The sequence below is a fragment of the Pseudoalteromonas sp. 78C3 genome, from assembly GCF_002836695.1.
Taxonomy (GTDB): Bacteria; Pseudomonadota; Gammaproteobacteria; order Enterobacterales; family Alteromonadaceae; genus Pseudoalteromonas; species Pseudoalteromonas arctica.
Map to the genome: position 1 here is coordinate 1 of NZ_PJAV01000160.1, position 19079 is coordinate 19079.

15 protein-coding genes are annotated in these 19079 nt (G+C 39.0%); 13 read left to right on the forward strand and 2 right to left on the reverse strand.

The genetic code is table 11. The features are described 5' to 3' along the window. The first annotated feature begins 20 nt into the window (after positions 1–20). The 5 genes from CXF76_RS14095 to CXF76_RS14115 all read left to right on the forward strand — a co-directional run bounded on the left by CXF76_RS14095 (position 21) and on the right by CXF76_RS14115 (position 7321). Positions 21–1751, forward strand: coding sequence for a sensor histidine kinase (locus CXF76_RS14095; protein ID WP_024591800.1), 1731 nt, complete (start codon positions 21–23; stop codon positions 1749–1751). Further along, entirely contained in the window at positions 1744–3108 is a 1365-nt protein-coding gene (locus tag CXF76_RS14100) for a sigma-54-dependent transcriptional regulator (protein WP_101163993.1), read from the forward strand. The genes CXF76_RS14095 and CXF76_RS14100 overlap by 8 nt, the downstream gene beginning before the upstream one ends. Before the next feature lie 174 nt (positions 3109–3282). Next, on the forward strand, positions 3283–4239 hold the full coding sequence (locus CXF76_RS14105; RefSeq protein ID WP_101163994.1) for a porin: 957 nt from the start codon (positions 3283–3285) through the stop codon (positions 4237–4239). 9 nt (positions 4240–4248) lie between these two features. Then, positions 4249–5724 (forward strand): SLC13 family permease, encoded by a 1476-nt coding sequence (locus tag CXF76_RS14110; RefSeq protein ID WP_101163995.1) that lies wholly within the window; start codon positions 4249–4251, stop codon positions 5722–5724. Positions 5725–5902: 178 nt separating this feature from the next. Continuing rightward, positions 5903–7321: a coniferyl aldehyde dehydrogenase gene (locus CXF76_RS14115; protein WP_101163996.1), complete on the forward strand. Its 1419-nt coding sequence runs from the start codon at positions 5903–5905 to the stop codon at positions 7319–7321. Positions 7322–7505: 184 nt separating this feature from the next. Here CXF76_RS14115 and CXF76_RS14120 read toward each other — a convergent pair whose 3' ends face one another. After that, positions 7506–8231: a tetratricopeptide repeat protein gene (locus CXF76_RS14120; protein WP_007582012.1), complete on the reverse strand. Its 726-nt coding sequence runs from the start codon at positions 8229–8231 to the stop codon at positions 7506–7508. A 687-nt stretch (positions 8232–8918) separates the two neighbouring features. Here CXF76_RS14120 and CXF76_RS14125 point away from each other — a divergent pair. From CXF76_RS14125 to CXF76_RS14155, 7 genes are all read left to right on the forward strand, one after another. Next, positions 8919–9782 (forward strand): DUF6279 family lipoprotein, encoded by an 864-nt coding sequence (locus CXF76_RS14125; protein ID WP_101163997.1) that lies wholly within the window; start codon positions 8919–8921, stop codon positions 9780–9782. 85 nt (positions 9783–9867) lie between these two features. Continuing rightward, positions 9868–10896 carry an XdhC family protein gene (locus tag CXF76_RS14130; protein WP_101163998.1) on the forward strand — a complete coding sequence of 343 codons (1029 nt, stop codon included), beginning with the start codon at positions 9868–9870 and terminating at the stop codon, positions 10894–10896. Further along, positions 10890–11483, forward strand: coding sequence for a nucleotidyltransferase family protein (locus CXF76_RS14135; RefSeq protein ID WP_101163999.1), 594 nt, complete (start codon positions 10890–10892; stop codon positions 11481–11483). The genes CXF76_RS14130 and CXF76_RS14135 overlap by 7 nt, the downstream gene beginning before the upstream one ends. 199 nt (positions 11484–11682) lie before the next feature. Beyond that, positions 11683–12171, forward strand: coding sequence for a (2Fe-2S)-binding protein (locus CXF76_RS14140; protein WP_007582016.1), 489 nt, complete (start codon positions 11683–11685; stop codon positions 12169–12171). A 12-nt stretch (positions 12172–12183) separates the two neighbouring features. Continuing rightward, positions 12184–14475, forward strand: coding sequence for a xanthine dehydrogenase family protein molybdopterin-binding subunit (locus tag CXF76_RS14145; RefSeq protein ID WP_101164000.1), 2292 nt, complete (start codon positions 12184–12186; stop codon positions 14473–14475). A gap of 186 nt (positions 14476–14661) precedes the next feature. Continuing rightward, the gene (gene moaA / locus CXF76_RS14150; RefSeq protein ID WP_007582018.1) at positions 14662–15633 is read left to right on the forward strand and encodes a GTP 3',8-cyclase MoaA; all 972 of its coding nucleotides are present in this window, start codon (positions 14662–14664) and stop codon (positions 15631–15633) included. Positions 15634–15802: 169 nt separating this feature from the next. Further along, positions 15803–16840 carry a GGDEF domain-containing protein gene (locus tag CXF76_RS14155; RefSeq protein WP_198551860.1) on the forward strand — a complete coding sequence of 346 codons (1038 nt, stop codon included), beginning with the start codon at positions 15803–15805 and terminating at the stop codon, positions 16838–16840. Positions 16841–16850: 10 nt separating this feature from the next. On the opposite strand, the gene CXF76_RS14160 is transcribed toward CXF76_RS14155, so the two are convergent. After that, complete coding sequence (locus CXF76_RS14160) at positions 16851–17789, reverse strand: LysR family transcriptional regulator (protein WP_007582020.1); 939 nt, start codon at positions 17787–17789, stop codon at positions 16851–16853. Positions 17790–17908: 119 nt separating this feature from the next. Between CXF76_RS14160 and CXF76_RS14165 the strand changes: the two genes are divergently transcribed. Then, the gene (locus tag CXF76_RS14165) at positions 17909–19078 is read left to right on the forward strand and encodes an efflux RND transporter periplasmic adaptor subunit (protein WP_010553924.1); all 1170 of its coding nucleotides are present in this window, start codon (positions 17909–17911) and stop codon (positions 19076–19078) included. Position 19079 lies beyond the last annotated feature (1 nt).

Consider the following 19079-nt stretch of genomic DNA (forward strand, 5'->3'; position numbering starts at 1 on the left):
AGATGTGTATAAAGAGACAGATGTTTTCTTTTTCTAAAAAAATCATTACTGTTTGTGTGTTACTCGTACTTATATTAGTTGTTACGTTTTGGCTTGGTCGTTCTCATGATGTTGAGCAAGCAACCTACCAGGCTGAGCGCCAAGTTACGCAATTAAATAACTATATTGATACTGAGCTTGCTCGTTTTTCTGCTATTCCCCAGTTACTTACCTATAACTCGTTAATGATAGACTTTGTAGATGCGCAGCCACAGCACTATAACGCTATTAATAACTACCTTGCTGATATTCAACAAGCCAGTGGTGCCTCAGATATTTTTGTTCTAAATACTCAAGGCGAAGTTATTGCCAGTAGTAATTGGCAAGCAGATTATACTTTTTTAGGTAGCAACTTTGCGTTTAGACCTTATTTCAAACGTGCATTTGCAGGCGAAAAAGTAGCGTACTTTGCATTAGGCATGCGCTCTAAAGAGCGTGGTATTTACTTTTCACAAGCAGTATATCGCGACAATAAAGCCATTGGTGTTGTTGTGTTAAAAGTGAATGTAAGTAAATTTGAGGATGACAGAGAGCTTCTAAATACTTCAAAGGGTAGTCACTTTTTTTTGCAGCTTGCAGATGAGGTAATTGCAATGTCAGATATGCAAATGTGGCGATTAAACAGCTTCACTGAGCTTGATATAACGATGCGCAGAGATATTAAATCTCGTCGGGCTTATTTAGATCATCAGCCTTTGTATATAAAGCAGTTTCAATTTTCTAATGAAGGTATTAAACATTTAAAAATAGATAAAAAACTTTACGTAATGTCGCAAAGACCTTTACGATATTTTAATGCCACAATGAACGTACTCGTTGATATAACAAAAGTTAATTCAGCTCAACTGCCTCGCTTATTTTGGGTATTTATTATCTGTAGCTTAGTTATTATTATTAGTTATATTTTATTAACTCGGTTTGCGGGTTATAAAAAGCTGGTGTACTCCAGACATAGCCTTGAACTTGAAGTCCTTGAGCGCACTCAGGCTTTGGAAAAAGTACAAACGGCTTTAGTGCAGTCTGCAAAGCTTGCGACAATAGGACAGCTAAGTGCAGGAATTAACCACGAAATAAACCAGCCGCTCAGTGCTATTAATACTTATTTAGCTTCGGCAAAGCGTTTATTAGCTAAAGGAAATACTTCAGCACTTGGTGAAAGCTTAGTAGTGATTGAGGGATTAGTTAATCGAGTGCACCAAATTGTAGGTCAGTTAAAGCATTTTAGTAAACCTTCCAAAATGCAGCTCAGACCTTACCCTCTTGCAGGGCTTGTTAATAACGCATTAATGATTTCTAGCGCGCAGTTAAAGCAAGATAACGTACAAGTAGAGCCACCTCAATTTGATGAAACAGTCGTTGTGTGGGTCGATTCGCTTAAATTTGAACAAGTACTCGTTAATTTAATTACTAATGCTAGCCAAGCTATGAATGGCGCAATTATTCGTAACTTAAGTTTTCAGCTGGAGTGTTTTGAAGAGCGCGTAAAACTGTCGATTTTAGATACTGGCTCTGGTATTGAGCAACATGCATTTGGTAATTTATTTGAACCTTTTTATAGTACTAAATCAAGTAAAGGTTTAGGCCTTGGTTTATCTATATCAAAACAAATAATAGATTCGTTTAATGGTTGTTTGAGCGCGCACAATCGAGTTGAAGGCGGGGCTGAATTTATAATTAGCCTCTCTAACAGGCAGGAAAATAAAGATGATTGACAGCTCTCCATGTAATCACATAATAGTCATTGATGATGAAGCAATGATCAGAGACTCTTTAAAGCAATTGCTCACTCTCGAAGGATACACCGTTGATTGCTTTAATGACGCAAGTACCGCTCTTAGCAAACTCAATAGGCGCTTTGCTGGAGTTGTGCTGAGCGATATAAATATGCCGAACATGGATGGCTTAACGCTTTTAGAGCAAATAACGGCTTTTGATAGTGAGCTCCCTGTAATATTTTTAACTGGTTACGCTGATGTATCGATAGCAGTTAAAGCGATGCAATTAGGTGCGTATGATTTATTTGAAAAACCAGTTAACGAACATCTTCTTGATTGCATAGCACGAGCGTGCGACAAACGAAGCCTTGTTATGGAGAACCGCGCATTAAAAGTAGCTGTACAGAAAACCTCAGCCCCAGGTGTACGCATACTAGGTGACACACCTAAAATGCAACACATGATGCACTTATTAAACACAATTATGGATACCCCAACCGATGTAATGATTGAAGGTGAAACTGGCACAGGTAAAGAACTTGTAGCGCGGTATCTACATGATCAGAGTAATCGCTCTAGCTGTAATTTTGTTGCTATTAATTGTGGCGCAGTACCAGAGCAGTTAATAGAAAGCGAATTGTTTGGTGCAGCAAGTGGTGCATATACAGGGGCTACTCAAAGTCGAAAAGGTAAGTTTGAATATGCACAAGGTGGTACGGTCTTTTTAGATGAAATAGAAAGCACTCCAATGGCACTGCAAGTTAAGTTATTACGCGTATTAGAAGAGCGAAAAGTAACACCTGTAGGCGATAACAAAGCAATTGATTTAAACATCAGAATTGTTGCAGCTACAAAAGTAGACTTACTTGCGTTAGTTGAAAAGGGTGATTTTAGAGCTGATTTATATTACAGACTTAGTTTGGTTAACGTTAATATTCCGCCATTACGAGAGCGAAAAGCTGACATATTACTTTTGTTTAAACACTTTAGCTCTATTGCTGCAACTCGCTATCATAAGCCGCCGGCGGCAGTAAATTACGAAATACAACAGCGGTTAGTTGCCTATGACTGGCCGGGCAATGTGAGAGAGCTAAGAAATCAAGCAGAGCGAGCTGTATTACTTGGTGCCGAACTTGCCTTTGCTGAAGTTAAAACACAACAATTAGGTGGCTTATCTCCCGATTTAAGCTTATCTGAAAAAGTCTCTTTTTATGAGCAGTCACTTATTGAGTACGCGCTTGAGCAAAACCACGGCAGTATTAAAAACACCATGGAAACACTGCAAATTGCTCGTAAAACACTTTACGATAAAATGAGTAAATACAATCTTAATAGAGATATGTTTACTGACTAAATGTGTGGGTTTGGTGACAAGACCCACTTTCTTATGTGTGGTAATTCACACGCTTTTATTTAAATTAAACGACTTATTTTAGTAAGCTATTGAAATAGATTGCTTTTATACACTTGGCAGTAAAGTTGCCTTATTAGCGCTACAACAAGTAGATTCTAATAATTAGGGCACACGATGACAAAAACTACACACACCTGTATTTTATTTCTATCCTATGGTTGCTTAGCTACATTTTCACACACATCTTTTGCTGCAGAGTACGCTGTATACGGTAAAGCCGAAGTACAAATTGCCAGTACTGATACGGGCATAATGCGTTATGCCGAAGAGGGTACTCAAATTGAAGCGCCATACTCGCGTATTGGTATTAAGGGCGATCATAAACTTAACGAATATTTAAGTGCTGTTTTTAAATATGAGGTACAAGTTAAAGGTTTTGAAGAAGATGATACGCAAGAGCCTTTCACAGCACGTAATACTTACTTAGGTTTAAAAGGCGCGTTTGGTGAAGTTGTTGTAGGTCGTAACGACACTCGTTTTAAATATTCTGAAGGTAAACTCGATAACTTTAACGAAACTCAAGCCGATATGGCACAGGTTATTGCAGGCCAAGACCGCCTCGGTGATACTATAACTTACACCTCAAACTATTGGCATAATACGCAGTTTTCATTTACTTATGCGCCAAAAGATGACAATAAAGACGATAAAGCAGGCTTTGCTGCTACGCTTATTTATGGCGACCGTAATTTAAAAAGTACTTCATATTATGTGTCGTTCAGTCATGTAGATTCACTTAACAATGTAAAAGCAAGCCGCCTTGTTGGTGTTTATAAGTTCGAACAATTACAACTTGGTGCGTTATACCAACATTCAGAATCAGTAGATGGCACAAAGTCGGGCAATGGTTACGTATTAAGTGCCAGTTATACACTTGATAAGTGGGTGCCAAAAATTCAATTTGCTAAAGATGACTCAACTCTTCGTCAAGCATCTGAGGCAACGCAATGGAGCACAGGCCTTGATTATGTATTTGATAAGCAAACTACAGCTTATCTTTTATATACCGATCTTAATTTAGAAGAACAAGACGACAGCAGTGTTGCGCTTGGTCTTAAATACAAGTTTTAGAGGCTAGCCATGACAGATAATATATTGACGCAAGAACCAGATAAGAACAGACATTTTCAATGGCTTTTTTTAGTACTGGGCCCTTTAGTAATGCTATTAACATGTTTACTTGATCCGCCAACAGGAATGTCGGTTGCGGCATTTAAAACCGCAGGTTTAGCGTTTTGGATGGCATCGTGGTGGGTAAGTGAAGTAGTGCCAATTCCAGCAACAGCTTTGCTCCCTTTGGTAATATCACCACTTGCTGATATAGAAGCCATAAAAAGTGTGGCTGCACCGTATGCGCACCCGTTAATATTTTTATTTTTAGGCGGATTTTTAATCTCTATCGCTATGGAGCGATGGGGGTTACATAAACGTATAGCGCTTAGCACCATGTTATATGCGGGTAAAAAGCCAAGTTTGCAAATTTTAGCAATGATGCTTGTAACTGCATTTTTGTCGATGTGGATGTCTAATACCGCAACAGCCGTAATGATGCTACCTATTGCACTTTCAATTACCAATTTGGTTAAGCAATCAGACCCAAGTAATGAAGGGTTTGGCAAAGCATTGCTACTATCAATTGCTTATGGTGCAAGCATTGGTGGTATTGCTACTTTAATTGGTACACCGCCTAATGCATTAATGGCTGCATACCTATCTGACAGTTACCAAATTGAAATAGGCTTTGCTCAGTGGATGATTGTAGGCGTACCACTGTCTTTAAGTATGCTTATTATTAGTTGGGTTTGGCTTACCAAATTTGCGTATAAAGTAGATGCTAATGTTAAAAACGATCAAAAAATTGATACAAAAGCGGTGTTTTCAACGCAGCTAAAAAACCTAGGTATAATGCAACGTGCCGAAAAAGGCGTGTTATTTGTGTTTGTTTTAGCAGCACTGTGTTGGATATTTAGACCTATACTTGGCGACATAACAGGGCTTAAAATTTCAGATACTACAATTGCAATTGCTGCTGCATTACTGCTGTTTGTAATGCCTGCTAATAAAGGCAGTGATGAGCGTATTCTTGATTGGCAAAACGCCTCACAAGTGCCTTGGGGCGTATTGCTATTGTTTGGGGGCGGACTTACGCTTGCATCTCAAATTAAATCGTCAGGTCTTGCCGAGTTTATTGCTCACATGATTGAAGGCGCAAGTGCGATTCCTCTTGTTATGAGCGTACTTGTTGTGGTTGCTTTAATTACATTTTTAACTGAAATTACAAGCAATACAGCAACCGCTGCAGGTTTCTTACCGTTATTAGGTCCTGTTGCTGAATCGATAACAGGTTCACCCCTTGTATGGGTTATTCCTGCTGCTATTGCGTGTAGTTGCGCATTTATGATGCCTGTAGCAACACCACCAAACGCTATTGTGTTTGGCTCAGGGCAAATTCAAATGCGCGACATGATAAGAGCCGGCTTTGTGCTAAATATTGTCGCCATTGTATTAATTACGCTAGTGACAATGACTATCGCAGCGCAAGTATTTGGCTTTTAAAGCTGTACTAAATTAGTTCCAACCAGTAGCTTTGTTTATATTTACAGTTTTAAACAAAGCTACTCTTTATACTTATTTATATTGCTCAAGAAGCTCTTTTTTAGATAATTAGTGTTATTGCTCGAAAAACAGAACAAGGTTATAGTCTGCGGTAACTTTAAAAATTGAGTAATCTATTTTGAGCACCGACACATCACAGGCAATGCCTTTAATTCCCCAATTTGATGAATTGCAAAAAAGCTTTCTCGAAACACCTTACTTGCCAATTGATAAACGTCTCGTTTTATTAAAAAAACTCCGTGTACGTATTGTTGAACTTGAGCAAGAGCTAGTGGATGCTGCTTCAAAAGACTTTGGTTACAGAACCGCTTTCGATACTCTACTTGGCGATATATTACCTACGGTTCAAACACTCGCGCACATTATCAAAAAGCTACCAAAATGGGCAAAGCCAAGTAATCGCTCTGTGGGTTTAAGTTTATGGCCTTCAAAAGTAAGTGTTAATTACCAGCCAAAAGGTGTCGTTGGTATTATTGCACCGTGGAATTACCCCATTCAGTTAGCGTTAGTACCTGTGCTTACCGCCATAGCTGCTGGTAATAGAGTGATGCTCAAATTAAGCGAGTTTACACCTCACACAAACGTCGTTATCGAAAAAATATTTAAAGACGACATGCAAACGCATTGCAAAATAATACAAGGCGGTAGCGACGTAGCCGCGCAGTTTTCATCACTGCCATTTGCTCATTTATTATTTACGGGGTCATCGGCCGTTGGTAAATTAGTAATGGCGTCAGCGAGTCGTAATTTAACACCAGTAACGCTCGAACTCGGTGGTAAATCGCCAGTTATTATTACGCAAAATGCCGATATTAAAAAAGCGGCGCAAGCTTTACTGTTTGGAAAAATGGCCAACGCAGGGCAAATATGCGTTGCTCCCGACTACGTATTTGTACCCAAGGAGCTTGAGCATCAGTTGGTTCAGCAATTATGCGAGCTTTATAAAAAGCACTTTAAAGACGGTGTTGAAGGTAAAAACTTAACTTCTATTATTAGCGATGCACACTATAAACGTTTAGCAACCTATTTAGAGCAAGCACAAGAGCTTGGCGCAAACATTATTAAGCCACTTGAGCAAAACCAGCAAGATGAGCAAAAACATCGTATGGGGCTGCACTTAGTGACTCAAGTTACTGACGAAATGCAGCTTATGCAAGATGAGTTATTTGGTCCAATATTACCAATAATGAGTTATGACACGCTCGACAGCGCAATTGACTATATTAAAGCCCATCACCATCCGTTAGCGCTTTATATTTTAGGGCAAGATAAGCACGCTCAAGAATACATTATGAAGCAAACAATCAGTGGCACTGTGGCAATAAACGATACGTTAGTGCAAGTAACTGCTGACGATGCCCCTTTTGGTGGTGTAGGGCATTCAGGAATGGGGCATTATCATGGCATAGAAGGGTTTTTAACGTTTAGCCATGCTAAAAACACGTTAGTATCGGGCTCGTTTAATCCTCGTATTGTTATGCTGCTAAAACAAAGCAAACTTCTTATTAAGCTACTAAAGTGGCTTTACATAAAATAAGAGTGTGTTGATTTTGTAAAGTTGAATAGATTTTGAACTTGTTAAATCAAGATATATTAAAAAGGCTGAATTACGTTATGTAATTCAGCCTTTTTAGATTAGTTTCAAACTAAGGTCTTAAACTCTTAAACTTTAAAATAAGACTTTAAAATAAGACTTTAAAATAAGACTTTAAAATAAGACTTTAAAATAAGCGACCTTCGCCAGCATAAGTACCCACTTGTATTTTTGCATAAATGGCATCGGCTTTTTCTTTAGCTTCTTCAATTTCTTTAGGCAGCATTTTACGCTCATCAAGTTTGCGGCTATGACTCGCTTGCATATTGCCGTTGTACTCAGCGATAGTATTCCAAATGTATGACTTTTCTAAATCTTTTGGCATACCTAGCCCTTCAAAATACATGAGGGCTAAATTGAATTGTGCTAAAGAGTAATTGTTTGCAGCTGCTTTTTCGTACCAGTTGCGTGCCGCTTCATAATCTCGTGTAACGCCCACGCCATTGGAATACATTACACCTAAATTAAACTGAGCCGCAGGCAGGTTTTTATTGGCTGCTTTTTCAAATAAGGTAACAGCCATTTGGTGATCAAGCTTTACGCCTTTACCTTCGTCGTATAAAACAGCTAACGCAAACATTGAATCCGGATGGTTCTTTTTAACGCCTTGTTGATAAAGCGCAGCTGCTTTGCGGTAATCGCGTGTTACACCGTATCCACCTTCGTATAATTTAGCTAGTTCGTAAATTCCTGGCGCAAAACCTTTATCGGCAAGGTATTGAAATTCTTTTAGGGCGACTGCAAATTCACCTTCGTTAGCTGCTCTTATGCCATCTTCTAATGTTGCATGAGCGAAAGGGCTGGCAAGTAAAACGCCAGCAAGAACGAGTGCTTTCAAATTAAACTGTGACATATTAATGTCTCCAATTAGTAATAGTTACGATAGGTTTTAGGGCCAGTATATCTTGCCGCGATTAAATAGCGTCTAAATAGAACAAGTTTTAATCCCGAAAGGTAAACAGACTTTAGTTAAATGCTAAATTATTAAATTTTTGCACTATTTGGGCATTTCAAACGTTTAATACTCAATGCATTTAAGTAGAGACTAAATCGGTTATTATAAATAGATGCAAAAAAGGGTGCCTACTGTTATGTTTTACGCCAGCTTTAGCGTAAACGCAAGGCGATACCTTATCAGATCGTGCGTATAAAATGTAAATAACAGCGCGGTGGACTTTTAAGGTAAGTAAACGAGTTTAAGAAGTGTAAGATACAGATTTTATAGAAAATTTAAAGAAATAAAAAAAGCCCGTTAGGGCTTTTTTGAGTCATATTAACCGTCACTAATATGAGCAATGTAGCAAGTAAATGTGATATTTGATGTTATTACTTGGGTCGAGTAAGTAATAACACGAAGCGGCACGCTCTTCTTTTAATGTGTCAGCATCCTTGCTGAATATTCTTCCGTAGGCACTGAGGTCGTTACACTGTGTTTGTGCGAACGATTATCAGTTAGATCTAAATGCAAGTCAATACTTAAATGATAATTATTATCAAATGAGTTTTGAGCTTTGCCACAATCTAAATAATAGAGAAGGTTATGCTTAATAATTTCAAAGCAAAAAAACTAAAACAGATATGCCTTGCTGTAAGTATGTTGTTTTTATGTAGTTGTTCGGCATCTTTTACTTACAAGAATTTGAGTTGGCTTTCATCGTTTTGGGTTGATGATTATGTTGATTTAAATAAAAAGCAAAATACACAGCTAAAAAACATAATTACAACAACACAAAATTGGCACCGAACTACCCAGTTACCCGCCTACAGACAAGACATACAAAATATAAAAGTATTGTTTAACCAAACATTGGAGGCTAAACAATTAAAAACACAGGTTGTGCTTGCAAAACAACATTGGCAGAACCTACTTGGGTACGCAAAACTGCCTTTAGCTGAGCTTGGGGCAACCTTATCAAGTGAGCAAAGAGGTGAGCTTTTAAACAATATTCAAATAAAAATTAACGACGAACGTGAAGAGTTTAACGAACAAACCCCGCTTGAGCGAAAAAGTGAGCGTTTGGAAGAGCAATTTGAATACTACGAGCAGTGGATAGGCAAGCTTAATAAACAACAAAAAGCGCTGATTAAATCAACTAATGAGCAACATCAAGACTCAGGAGCGCTGTGGTTAGAGTACAAGCAAAACCGTTTAAATGCAGCCAAACAGGTATTTACAAATGCTGAAATTACAAAAAAAGAATTTATAAATCAGTTAAGTACGGTTATTGAAGAGCGCGAACTTTATATGAGCGATGCACTATTGAAAAGCAATGAAGCAAACTTAAATTTATATATAAATTTACTCTACGAATTAAACCTAACTCTAAATGATAAACAACGCCAAAGCGTTAATGATCAATTTGATGAGTTAATTGAGACCTTAAACGATATAATAGAAAACTAAATTGTGCGTGAATTATTAAGTTTTAAATTAGCTGTTTAGGCTGGTTTGTTTTTAAACGCAAAAAATGCTTTTTAAAGGGCAATATATGGTTACAGATTTGAAAAGTATCTTAAACACTTGGTATCTCAATAGGGACAACCAAGAATGGGTTTTAGCTACTTTGTACAAAATTGAAGGCTCTAGCTACAGAAAACTAGGGGCTATGATGCTTATTTCGAGCCTAGGCGAGCGCTTGGGGATGCTTTCAGGAGGCTGTTTAGAAGCTGACATACAGCGCCACGCTAAACAAGTAATGAGTACTTTAACCAGTAAAACCATTAGTTATGATGCCACCGATGAAGACGATTTAACATTTCAACTTGGCATTGGTTGTGGGGGCATAGTACACATTTTACTGCAGCCCATTCACAAAGCTAATGACTATTTACAGTTAGAGCTTGTATCTAAAGCACTTAATGAGAATAAACCAGGGCGATACCTTCAACAAGTAAGCCCCATTTTGCCAGCCGGCAGTGGTGTATTTACGCAAAATGATGAGTTACATGGTTTATCAATGAACCGCAAAGCGCAGTTGGTAGAATTACAAGGCGCTACGTGCTTGCAAACTTCTATTTATCCGCCGCCTCATTTATTAATAGTGGGTGGTGGGGCCGATGCAGTTCCGGTTTATACATTTGCCAAACAACTTGGTTGGAGTGTAACTGTATGGGATACACGCGCTGCCAATGCAAAAAGGCAATACTTTAAAAATGCAGATGCTATTTTGCGCTCCACACCGAGTGAGTTAAAAGAATATTGCATAACTAATAAAGTAGATGCTGCTATTTTAATGGCTCACAGCGTTGAACTTGACGCCAGTACGTTGGCTCAATTTAAAGATGTTCCATTTAAATACATAGGGTTATTGGGACCTAAGCACAGACGTGAACAAGTTTTAGAGCACGCAAATACGCGTGTTTCACAAATAAAGTCTCCTGTTTTTGGGCCTGTCGGTTTAAATTTAGGCGGCGACTCGCCAGAGAGTATTGCACTATCGCTGATCAGCGAAATACATGCAGTGCTGTGTGATAAAGATGCCCAATCGCTAAGCCATTGGGGGCAAGAGGCGTGCTAATTGCAAAAGTTGTTTTAGCCGCAGGTCAATCATCTCGCTTTAACGGCTGTAAATTAACGGCTGATATCGGGTTTGGCAAAACAATGATTGAGCATGCAGTAAATACACTTCAAGCACTTGATGACACACCTGTGTATGTAGTTACCGGGGCATGGCATAAAGAAGTAGCACAAGCACTGGCAAGTTATAAAAACATAGAGCTCATTGAGAACAAGCAATGGAGCCAAGGTTTAGGTAATTCAATCGCGATAGCTTCTCAAACAGTGTTTAAAAATAAGTCCTTTGATGGGATTTTATTTATGCTCGCGGATCAGGTTGAGCTAAAAGTAGCGCACTTAAGTGAGCTAGTTACTGGTTTTACACGTAATCCATCGCGCTGGTGCGCAAACTATGGCGAGCGTTTAGGTGTACCCGCTATATTCCCAGCGGTTGATTTATCTCAGCTTGCAAGCTTAACTTCAGATAGAGGTGCACAGCAATTACTGCGCTCCAGCAGTGAGGTCGTCAATACAATTAGTTTACGTAGTGCGAGTTTAGACATAGATACTCAAAAGCAGCTAAGTAATTTTATAGCTAAAAATGAGTGAAAAAATAGTAGTAGGGCAAAATAAGTTTTAGCTGCGCTAACGCTTTAGTGCAGTGGTTATGGTATTTAGCTGTTAATGTAGCTGATGCGGTAACTATATGTGTTATGGATTAGTAGTTACAACAATCTTAACTGTTATAACCCGTGTTTAAATTAAATAATTTAAACACGGGTTATAAAGCTTAATCAAGGGGCAAGCTATGGTGACGTTTACAATTAATGGCAAGGTGGTTGAATCACACGCAAGTGAAGATACACCATTGTTATGGGTTATTCGCGATGAAATTGGATTAAAAGGTACGAAGTTTGGTTGCGGTATTGCAATGTGTGGTGCGTGTACGGTGCATTTAGATGGGCAAGCAACTCGCTCATGTGTTTTACCAATTGGCGCAATTGCAGGAAAAAACATTACTACGATTGAAGGGCTTAATAACGAACACCCACTTCAAAAAGCATGGGTTGAAGAGCAAGTACCACAGTGCGGTTACTGTCAGTCGGGGCAAATAATGCAAGCTGCTACATTACTAGCAGCTAACCCAAGTCCTTCAGATGAAGAAATAGTAAGCCATATGAATGGTAACTATTGTCGCTGTATGGCTTATAAACGTATTAAAACGGCTATTCAACGCGCTGCAGATGAGTCACAAAGTGTAGTAAATATATTTGATCCAAATGCACAAGACGCTTAACTGGAGCCGATGATGAAAAAATTATTTCAAAAAAATAGCGAAACCGTTAATTTAAATCGTCGCTCGTTTATGATTGGCACTGCTAGCGCAGGCTTAGTCATGGCGTTTGCCCCTGCGTTATTTTCGGGTTCGCTCAGTGCAAAAGAATCAATTGCGCAACAAGCTTTTTCACCCACTATTTGGTGGACTATGAGCACCGACGGCGCCGTAGAAGTGAGTATTGCTAAAGCTGAAATGGGTCAACATATTGGTACTGCTCTTGCGCGCATTGTGGCTGATGAGCTTGAATGTGATTGGGATAAAGTATCAATTACCTACGTAGATACCCATGAAAAATGGGGCTTTATGGTAACGGGTGGTTCGTGGTCTGTATTTCAAAGCTTTAAGCCATTATCTCAAGCCGGCGCTGCGGGTCGAATTGCATTAATAGAAGCCGGAGCTAAAATGCTCGGCGTGCCTGCAGATAAATGTCGTGCTGAAAAGGGCTATATTATTGCAGGCGAAAAATCGGTTAGTTATGCTGACATAGTTAAAAAAGGCGAGTTTAATCGTACATTCACCAGTGATGAAGTTGCAAACCTTCCACTAAAACCTGCTAATAAACGTCATTTAACTGGGCTTAAACAAGACTTTAAAGCGCTTGATATACCAGCCAAAACAAATGGTACAGCAGTATATGGGATAGATGTAGAAGTTGAAGGCATGCTGTACGCGCGACCAGTAATACCGCCAACCCGTTATGGCAGCACAGTAACAAACGTTGACGATAGTGCAGCAAAAGCTATTAAAGGTTACAAAGGCTATGAAATTTTAAATGACCCTAGTAACACAGTGCAAGGCTGGGTTGTTGTATTAGCTGATAGTTACCCAAGTGCCATTAAAGCAGTAGATGCTTTAAAGGTGAGTTACAAAAAGGGTGAGTCAGCAAATATATCTGAAGCTGATATTCAAAAAGAAGGTAAGCGATTATGCGAGCAACGCGACTCGGGTACTTTATTTGTTGATCAAGGCGATATAAAGAAAACCCAAGCAGACGCCAGTGAGTCGTTAGAATCAATGTATACCACAGCGACAGCAAGTCATTATCAGCTAGAGCCATTAAATGCGGTTGCAGAATTTAAAGACGGAAATTGGATTATTCATACTGGTAACCAATGGCAGTCACTTACGTTACCTGCGCTTGCTAAAGCACTCGAAATAGAACAAAACAAAGTAATTATTCGTCCTTATTATTTAGGTGGTGGTTTTGGTCGTCGATTATTTGGTGACTGGACTGTACCTGCAGCTCTAACCGCAAAAGCAGTAGGTAAACCAGTAAAACTGGTATTTACACGAGCAGACGATAGTTTATTCGATCAGTCTCGTTCTGCATCTGCTGCAAAAATGACGGCGTCGTTTGATAAAAACGGTACTTTTACTGGTTTAGAGCATGCATTTGCTGCAGGTTGGCCTACTAAAGCAATGGCACCTGGGTTTTTATCACCGGGTGTTGATGGTAAAGGTAAATTTGATGCATTTTCGGCATCAGGCGCTGATCACTGGTATAGCATGAGCAGTCATCGTGCGCGCGCTATTAATAACGAAGTTGCACAAAGCACCTTTACTCCAGGTTGGTTACGTTCAGTAGGACCAGGTTGGATTGCATGGAGTCTTGAGTCGTTTATTGATGAAATTGCCCATAAGCAAGGCAAAGATCCAGTTCAATTTAGAATTGAAATGTTAGACGGTAAAGGCAAGCAAGCGGGTAAAGCACCTGAGAGCGTTGGCGGAGCACTGCGCTTACGTAATGTGCTTAAAACAGTATCTGACAAAGTAGCTTCTGTTAAATTAGCAAAAGATGAAGGCATTGGCTTTTCTGTAAGTTCAGGGCAAGAGCGTACCATGCCAGCATGGCTTGCAACTGCAGCGCATGTTCACGTTAACCGTGATAGTGGTAGAATAACGCTTAAAAAGCTTTATGTTGTTGTAGATGCGGGCTTAATAGTTCACCCAGATGGCGCACTGGCGCAAATTGAAGGGTCGTTACTATGGGGCAGCAGCCTTGCATTGCATGAATCAAATACGTATAAAGATGGACAGGTATCAGCGACTAACTTTAATACTTATTTACCGCTAAGAATGCAAGATGTGCCAGATATTGACATTGAATTTTTACAAAGTGATGAGTTTCCAGTTGGTTTAGGCGAACCTGGCGTTATAGGGGTTGCTCCTGCTATTGGTAATGCTGTGTTTAATGCAGTAGGCGTGCGTTTACGTGACCTACCAATGAAGCCAAGCGAACTTAAAAAAGGCTTAGAAGCGTAAAACAAAAATAACTAAAGGGGTATGCTTTATGCTGCCCCTTTAAGTTATTAAATATATTTATGTAATTATTATTTATGTATCAATAAGTAGCGTTGTTTATACCAATTTGCTTAATTAAATGATTAAGTATTATTGCAAATTGGTATTAGGTTGTTATTACTTGTTGATATTAGTTAAGGTTTATTTATGCTAATCGACCCAACAGGGCGAGAGTTTAGTTACTTACGTTTGTCTATTACTGATGTATGTAATTTTAAGTGTGTTTATTGTTTACCAGATGGTTATCAGGGCGGTCATGACCGTGGTTTTCTCACAATTGATGAAATTAGCAACACGCTTAAAGCGTTTGCACACCATGGTATCGAAAAAGTAAGGATCACTGGCGGAGAGCCAACCCTTAGAAAAGATTTTATAGATGTTGTTCGCGCGGCAAAAGATGTCGCGGGCATAAAAAAAATTGCAATGACTACCAATGGTTTTTCTCTTCATAAGAATATTCATGACTGGGTAGATGCAGGCTTAAACGCCATTAATGTAAGCATTGATAGTTTAGATTCGCGCATGTTTAACACCATTACTGGGCATGACAAATTTACCTCAGTAATGAAAGGCATTGATACTGCGCTTGAAACGGGTATTGATTCGGTAAAAATAAACAGCGTGCTGATGAAGCAATACAACGCAAAAGAGTTTGATACATTTTTAAATTGGGTTAAACACCGTCCCGTTACCATCCGCTTTATAGAATTGATGCAAACAAACGACAACAAAGCCTTTTTTGATGCTAATCATGTTTCTGGGCAAGTTTTAAAAACTCAGTTATTACAAACGGGTTGGCAGCAAGTTGCGCGTAGTGCATCAGCAGGGCCTGCTCAAGAGTTTGCTCATCCTGATTATCAAGGCAGAATTGGTTTGATCATGCCTTACAGCAACGACTTTTGTAGTACCTGCAACCGATTAAGGGTTACAGCAAAAGGGAACCTGCACTTGTGTTTGTTTTCTGAAGAGGGTATTTCGCTAAGAGAATATATGAACGACAGTTCAAACAGTGAATTAATGGCATTGTTATCTCGTTATATTAAGACCAAAAAGCCAACTCACCTTTTACACCAAGGTAATACGGGTATCACTACTAATTTATCCATGTTAGGTGGCTAGTTGTTAAAGCCACTTAGTGATACTAAAGCATCAAACGTGTTTCTGAAATACACTACATTATCCCTAAAATGTAAATAACTGGTTGTATCTACATGGTTTTATATCAACAAAGCTTGTTAAATTGTATTTTCACGTTAAACTTACTTTTTATTTTTATTAAGTGATTAGAATGGATATCGCGGCTCTTAATAGCACTAAATCATTAAGAAAGGACGTCCTGAGAGGGATGTGTCTTTGTTTTGGTTTTTTATCGGTAGGATTTGCGGGATTTAATTTAACCGTAAATAACTTTCCATTGCTTGGCTATATCGAAATCTGTTTTTCTATTTATTGTATATTTACTTATATTTCACTTATACGCCGTCCACTACAGTTTTGGCAATCCTTGATAATGTGTGTGCTCATAACGCTAATTGTTATTTTGGGTACATCTTTAGCATCGCCTCGTAATGCTGTGTTTGTATGGTCGTTTGCATTACCTATTTTGTACTATCTGTTATTAGGTAAACAATACGGTGTAATTTTCTCTGCAAATTTATTAGTTATTCAAGTGTTTATTTTAGGGAGTAAGTCTACTCTTGCCCCTTTTGAAAATTTTAACTTATCCCTTAATTTAATCTGTGCTTATTTTAGTATTTGGGCGATTTCTCATGTTTTTGAAGGGAGCCGCTCACATTTTTCAAAGCGCCTTAAAAATTTAGCATTACTTGACCCATTAACGGGTGCAGGTAATCGCCTTTCAATGAACCACTACTTTGAAGTAGAACTACAAGATAAGTCACAGCTATATTTGTTTTTACTCGATTTAGACTTTTTTAAGCAGATAAATGATGAGCATGGTCATGGTGTCGGTGACCAAGTACTTATCGAAGTGGCCACTTTACTAAGAGTTGTGCTTGGTAGAGGGTATGTATTTAGAGTAGGCGGTGAAGAGTTTGCTTTATTTAGCTCTTTTGCAAATGAAGAGGCTGCACTTAATACCGCTGAACAAATAAGAGCACGTTTTGAAAATACCACATTTGACATTGACGGCCTTGCAATTAATGTTACAACCAGTATTGGTGTGGCAAAATTTAAAAGTACTAATTCATTGGAAAGCTTTGTAAACCAAGCAGATAAACAGTTATACAAAGCAAAACAATTTGGCCGCAATAAAGTGTATTGTAAGTTTAAAAAAGAACATGACTACGAGACGGTAGTTGCTTAAGCAGGGTTACTTAATACATTTGCTCAAAGTTGGGGATCCCGTTTTCCCAAATCGGTTTATCTTTTCCTAAATGCTCGCGTACAGCATCAAAAAATAATCGGGTCCTCACTGGTAAATCTCGGTGCGGATATACGGCATACATCGCACTAAACTCCATCAGTTTTACATCGGTCAATAAAGGCACTAGCTTACCTTGTATTATTTCATCACCAATAATAAATGCAGGGGCAACAAAGTAAGTTGTTCCCGATAATGTTTTCATTAACAATGACTCGGCATCATTAGCACGAAACACACTTTTTATTTTTTGCTCGCAGCGTTCACCTTTACTATCGTAGTAATCTATGGTTTCTACTCGAATAGAATTACTGGCATAGCTTGCTGCTGGTAATTGCGCTAACTCTTCGATTGTTTTTGGCATACCGTAAGTTTCAATAAACTGCGGTGCAGCTAAAATTAATAATCGGTTACGCGCTATTTTACGTGCAATAAGTGACGAATCTTTAGGCTCACCTACACGAAAAGCCAAATCAAATCCTTCAGAGACTATATCTACTAATCTATCGTCTAAACGCAGTTCAACTTCTACTTGAGGAAAGCGTTTTTGAAAATCATTAAGTACAGGTTGTAAATAACGACGACCAATAAGTGTTGAAGAAGTGATTTTTAATACGCCACGCGGTTCTAAATGGTAGTTTTCAGCCATGCGTACGGTTTCGCCGAGCAGCTCTCTAAGCTCAGCGGCTTTTTTGATCATTTCGGCACCCGCCGCTGTGAGCGAAAATGAACGCGTGGTTCGGTTAAGTAACCTAACGCCTAACTCATCCTCTAAACGGCTAATTTGTTTAGATATAACAGAGCGATCTATGTTGCGTATTTCTGCAGCTTTTGCAAAAGAGCCTTGCTCAACCACTTCAAGTAACATTAAAAGTCGACTTGTTGTATCCATTATTACACCTTAACTAATCTATTGATGCCATTTTGGCATTAATGAATTTAAAAATCTATGGTTTTTACACACGGGTTTAATCCGTATTATGCGAGGCTAATCAACAATGGAGCGTCTTCATGAACAAACATCTAATTGCTGCTGCACTTACTGCGGCATCTTTAACACTTGCGGGTTGTGCTGATGAGAGCACAGCTCAATCAGCACCTGCACAGCAACTTCAACCAATTGATGTAGCACAGGTGCTTGTTAAGCCGGTACAAAGCTGGCACACATATACAACTCGTTTAGAGTCTCCACAAGAAGTTGCTTTAATGCCGCGTGTATCGGGAATCATCGATAGCATTGAATTTAAAGAAGGCGATGTGGTTAAAGAAGGTGATGTTTTATTTCAATTAGATGCTCGCCCATTTGCTGCCGTGGTTGCTAGTTTAAAAGCGCAAATCAACAGCGCAGAAGCCGCACTTGAGCAAGCTAAAAGTGAAGATAAACGTGCGGTACGCTTATTAGACCGTAAGGCAATCTCAACTGAGCAAGCACAAGCGCGTACTTCAACACTACGCCAACGCGAAGCACAGCTTTCTGCACTTCAAGCACAACTTACTTCAGCAGAGCTTGATTTAGAGTTTACGTCAGTAGTATCACCAATTGATGGCATTATTTCTCGCGCAAATATTACTAAAGGTAATAACATACTTGCGGGTCAAAGCGTATTAACGTCAATTGTTTCAAACCAAGCTATGTACGCTTATTTTGATGTTGATGAACGCACATGGAATAGCTCTTTCAATGATGTTACTGCTGCGAGCCATCAAACTGTTGTAATGCAAAAAGTGGGTCAAAGCGATTTTGCATACAAAGGCTACATTAACTTTATCGACAACCAAATTAATTCATCAACGGGCACATTACGTGTACGTGCAGTATTTAATGAAGACAGCAACCAATTACGCGCAGGCTCGTTTGCACGTATTAAGCTTGCAGCCAACTCTATTAGCGACGCGATTATTATCCCAGAACGTGCAATTGGTACCGACTTAAAAAATCGTTTTGTATTAACGGTTGGCGAAAACAATGTACTTGAATACAAACTTATCACTACTGGTGAGCGTTACGGTGCATTACGTGCGGTTACATCGGGCCTTAACGAAGGTGATGTTATTGCTGTAAATGGCCCAGCCCGCGTAGGCCCTGGTATGCCAATCTCTCCGCAAACAGTAACAATTGATACAAGTGGTGTGGCATTTACATTGTTAAATGACAACGCACAACTTGTGGCTAAGCAATAAG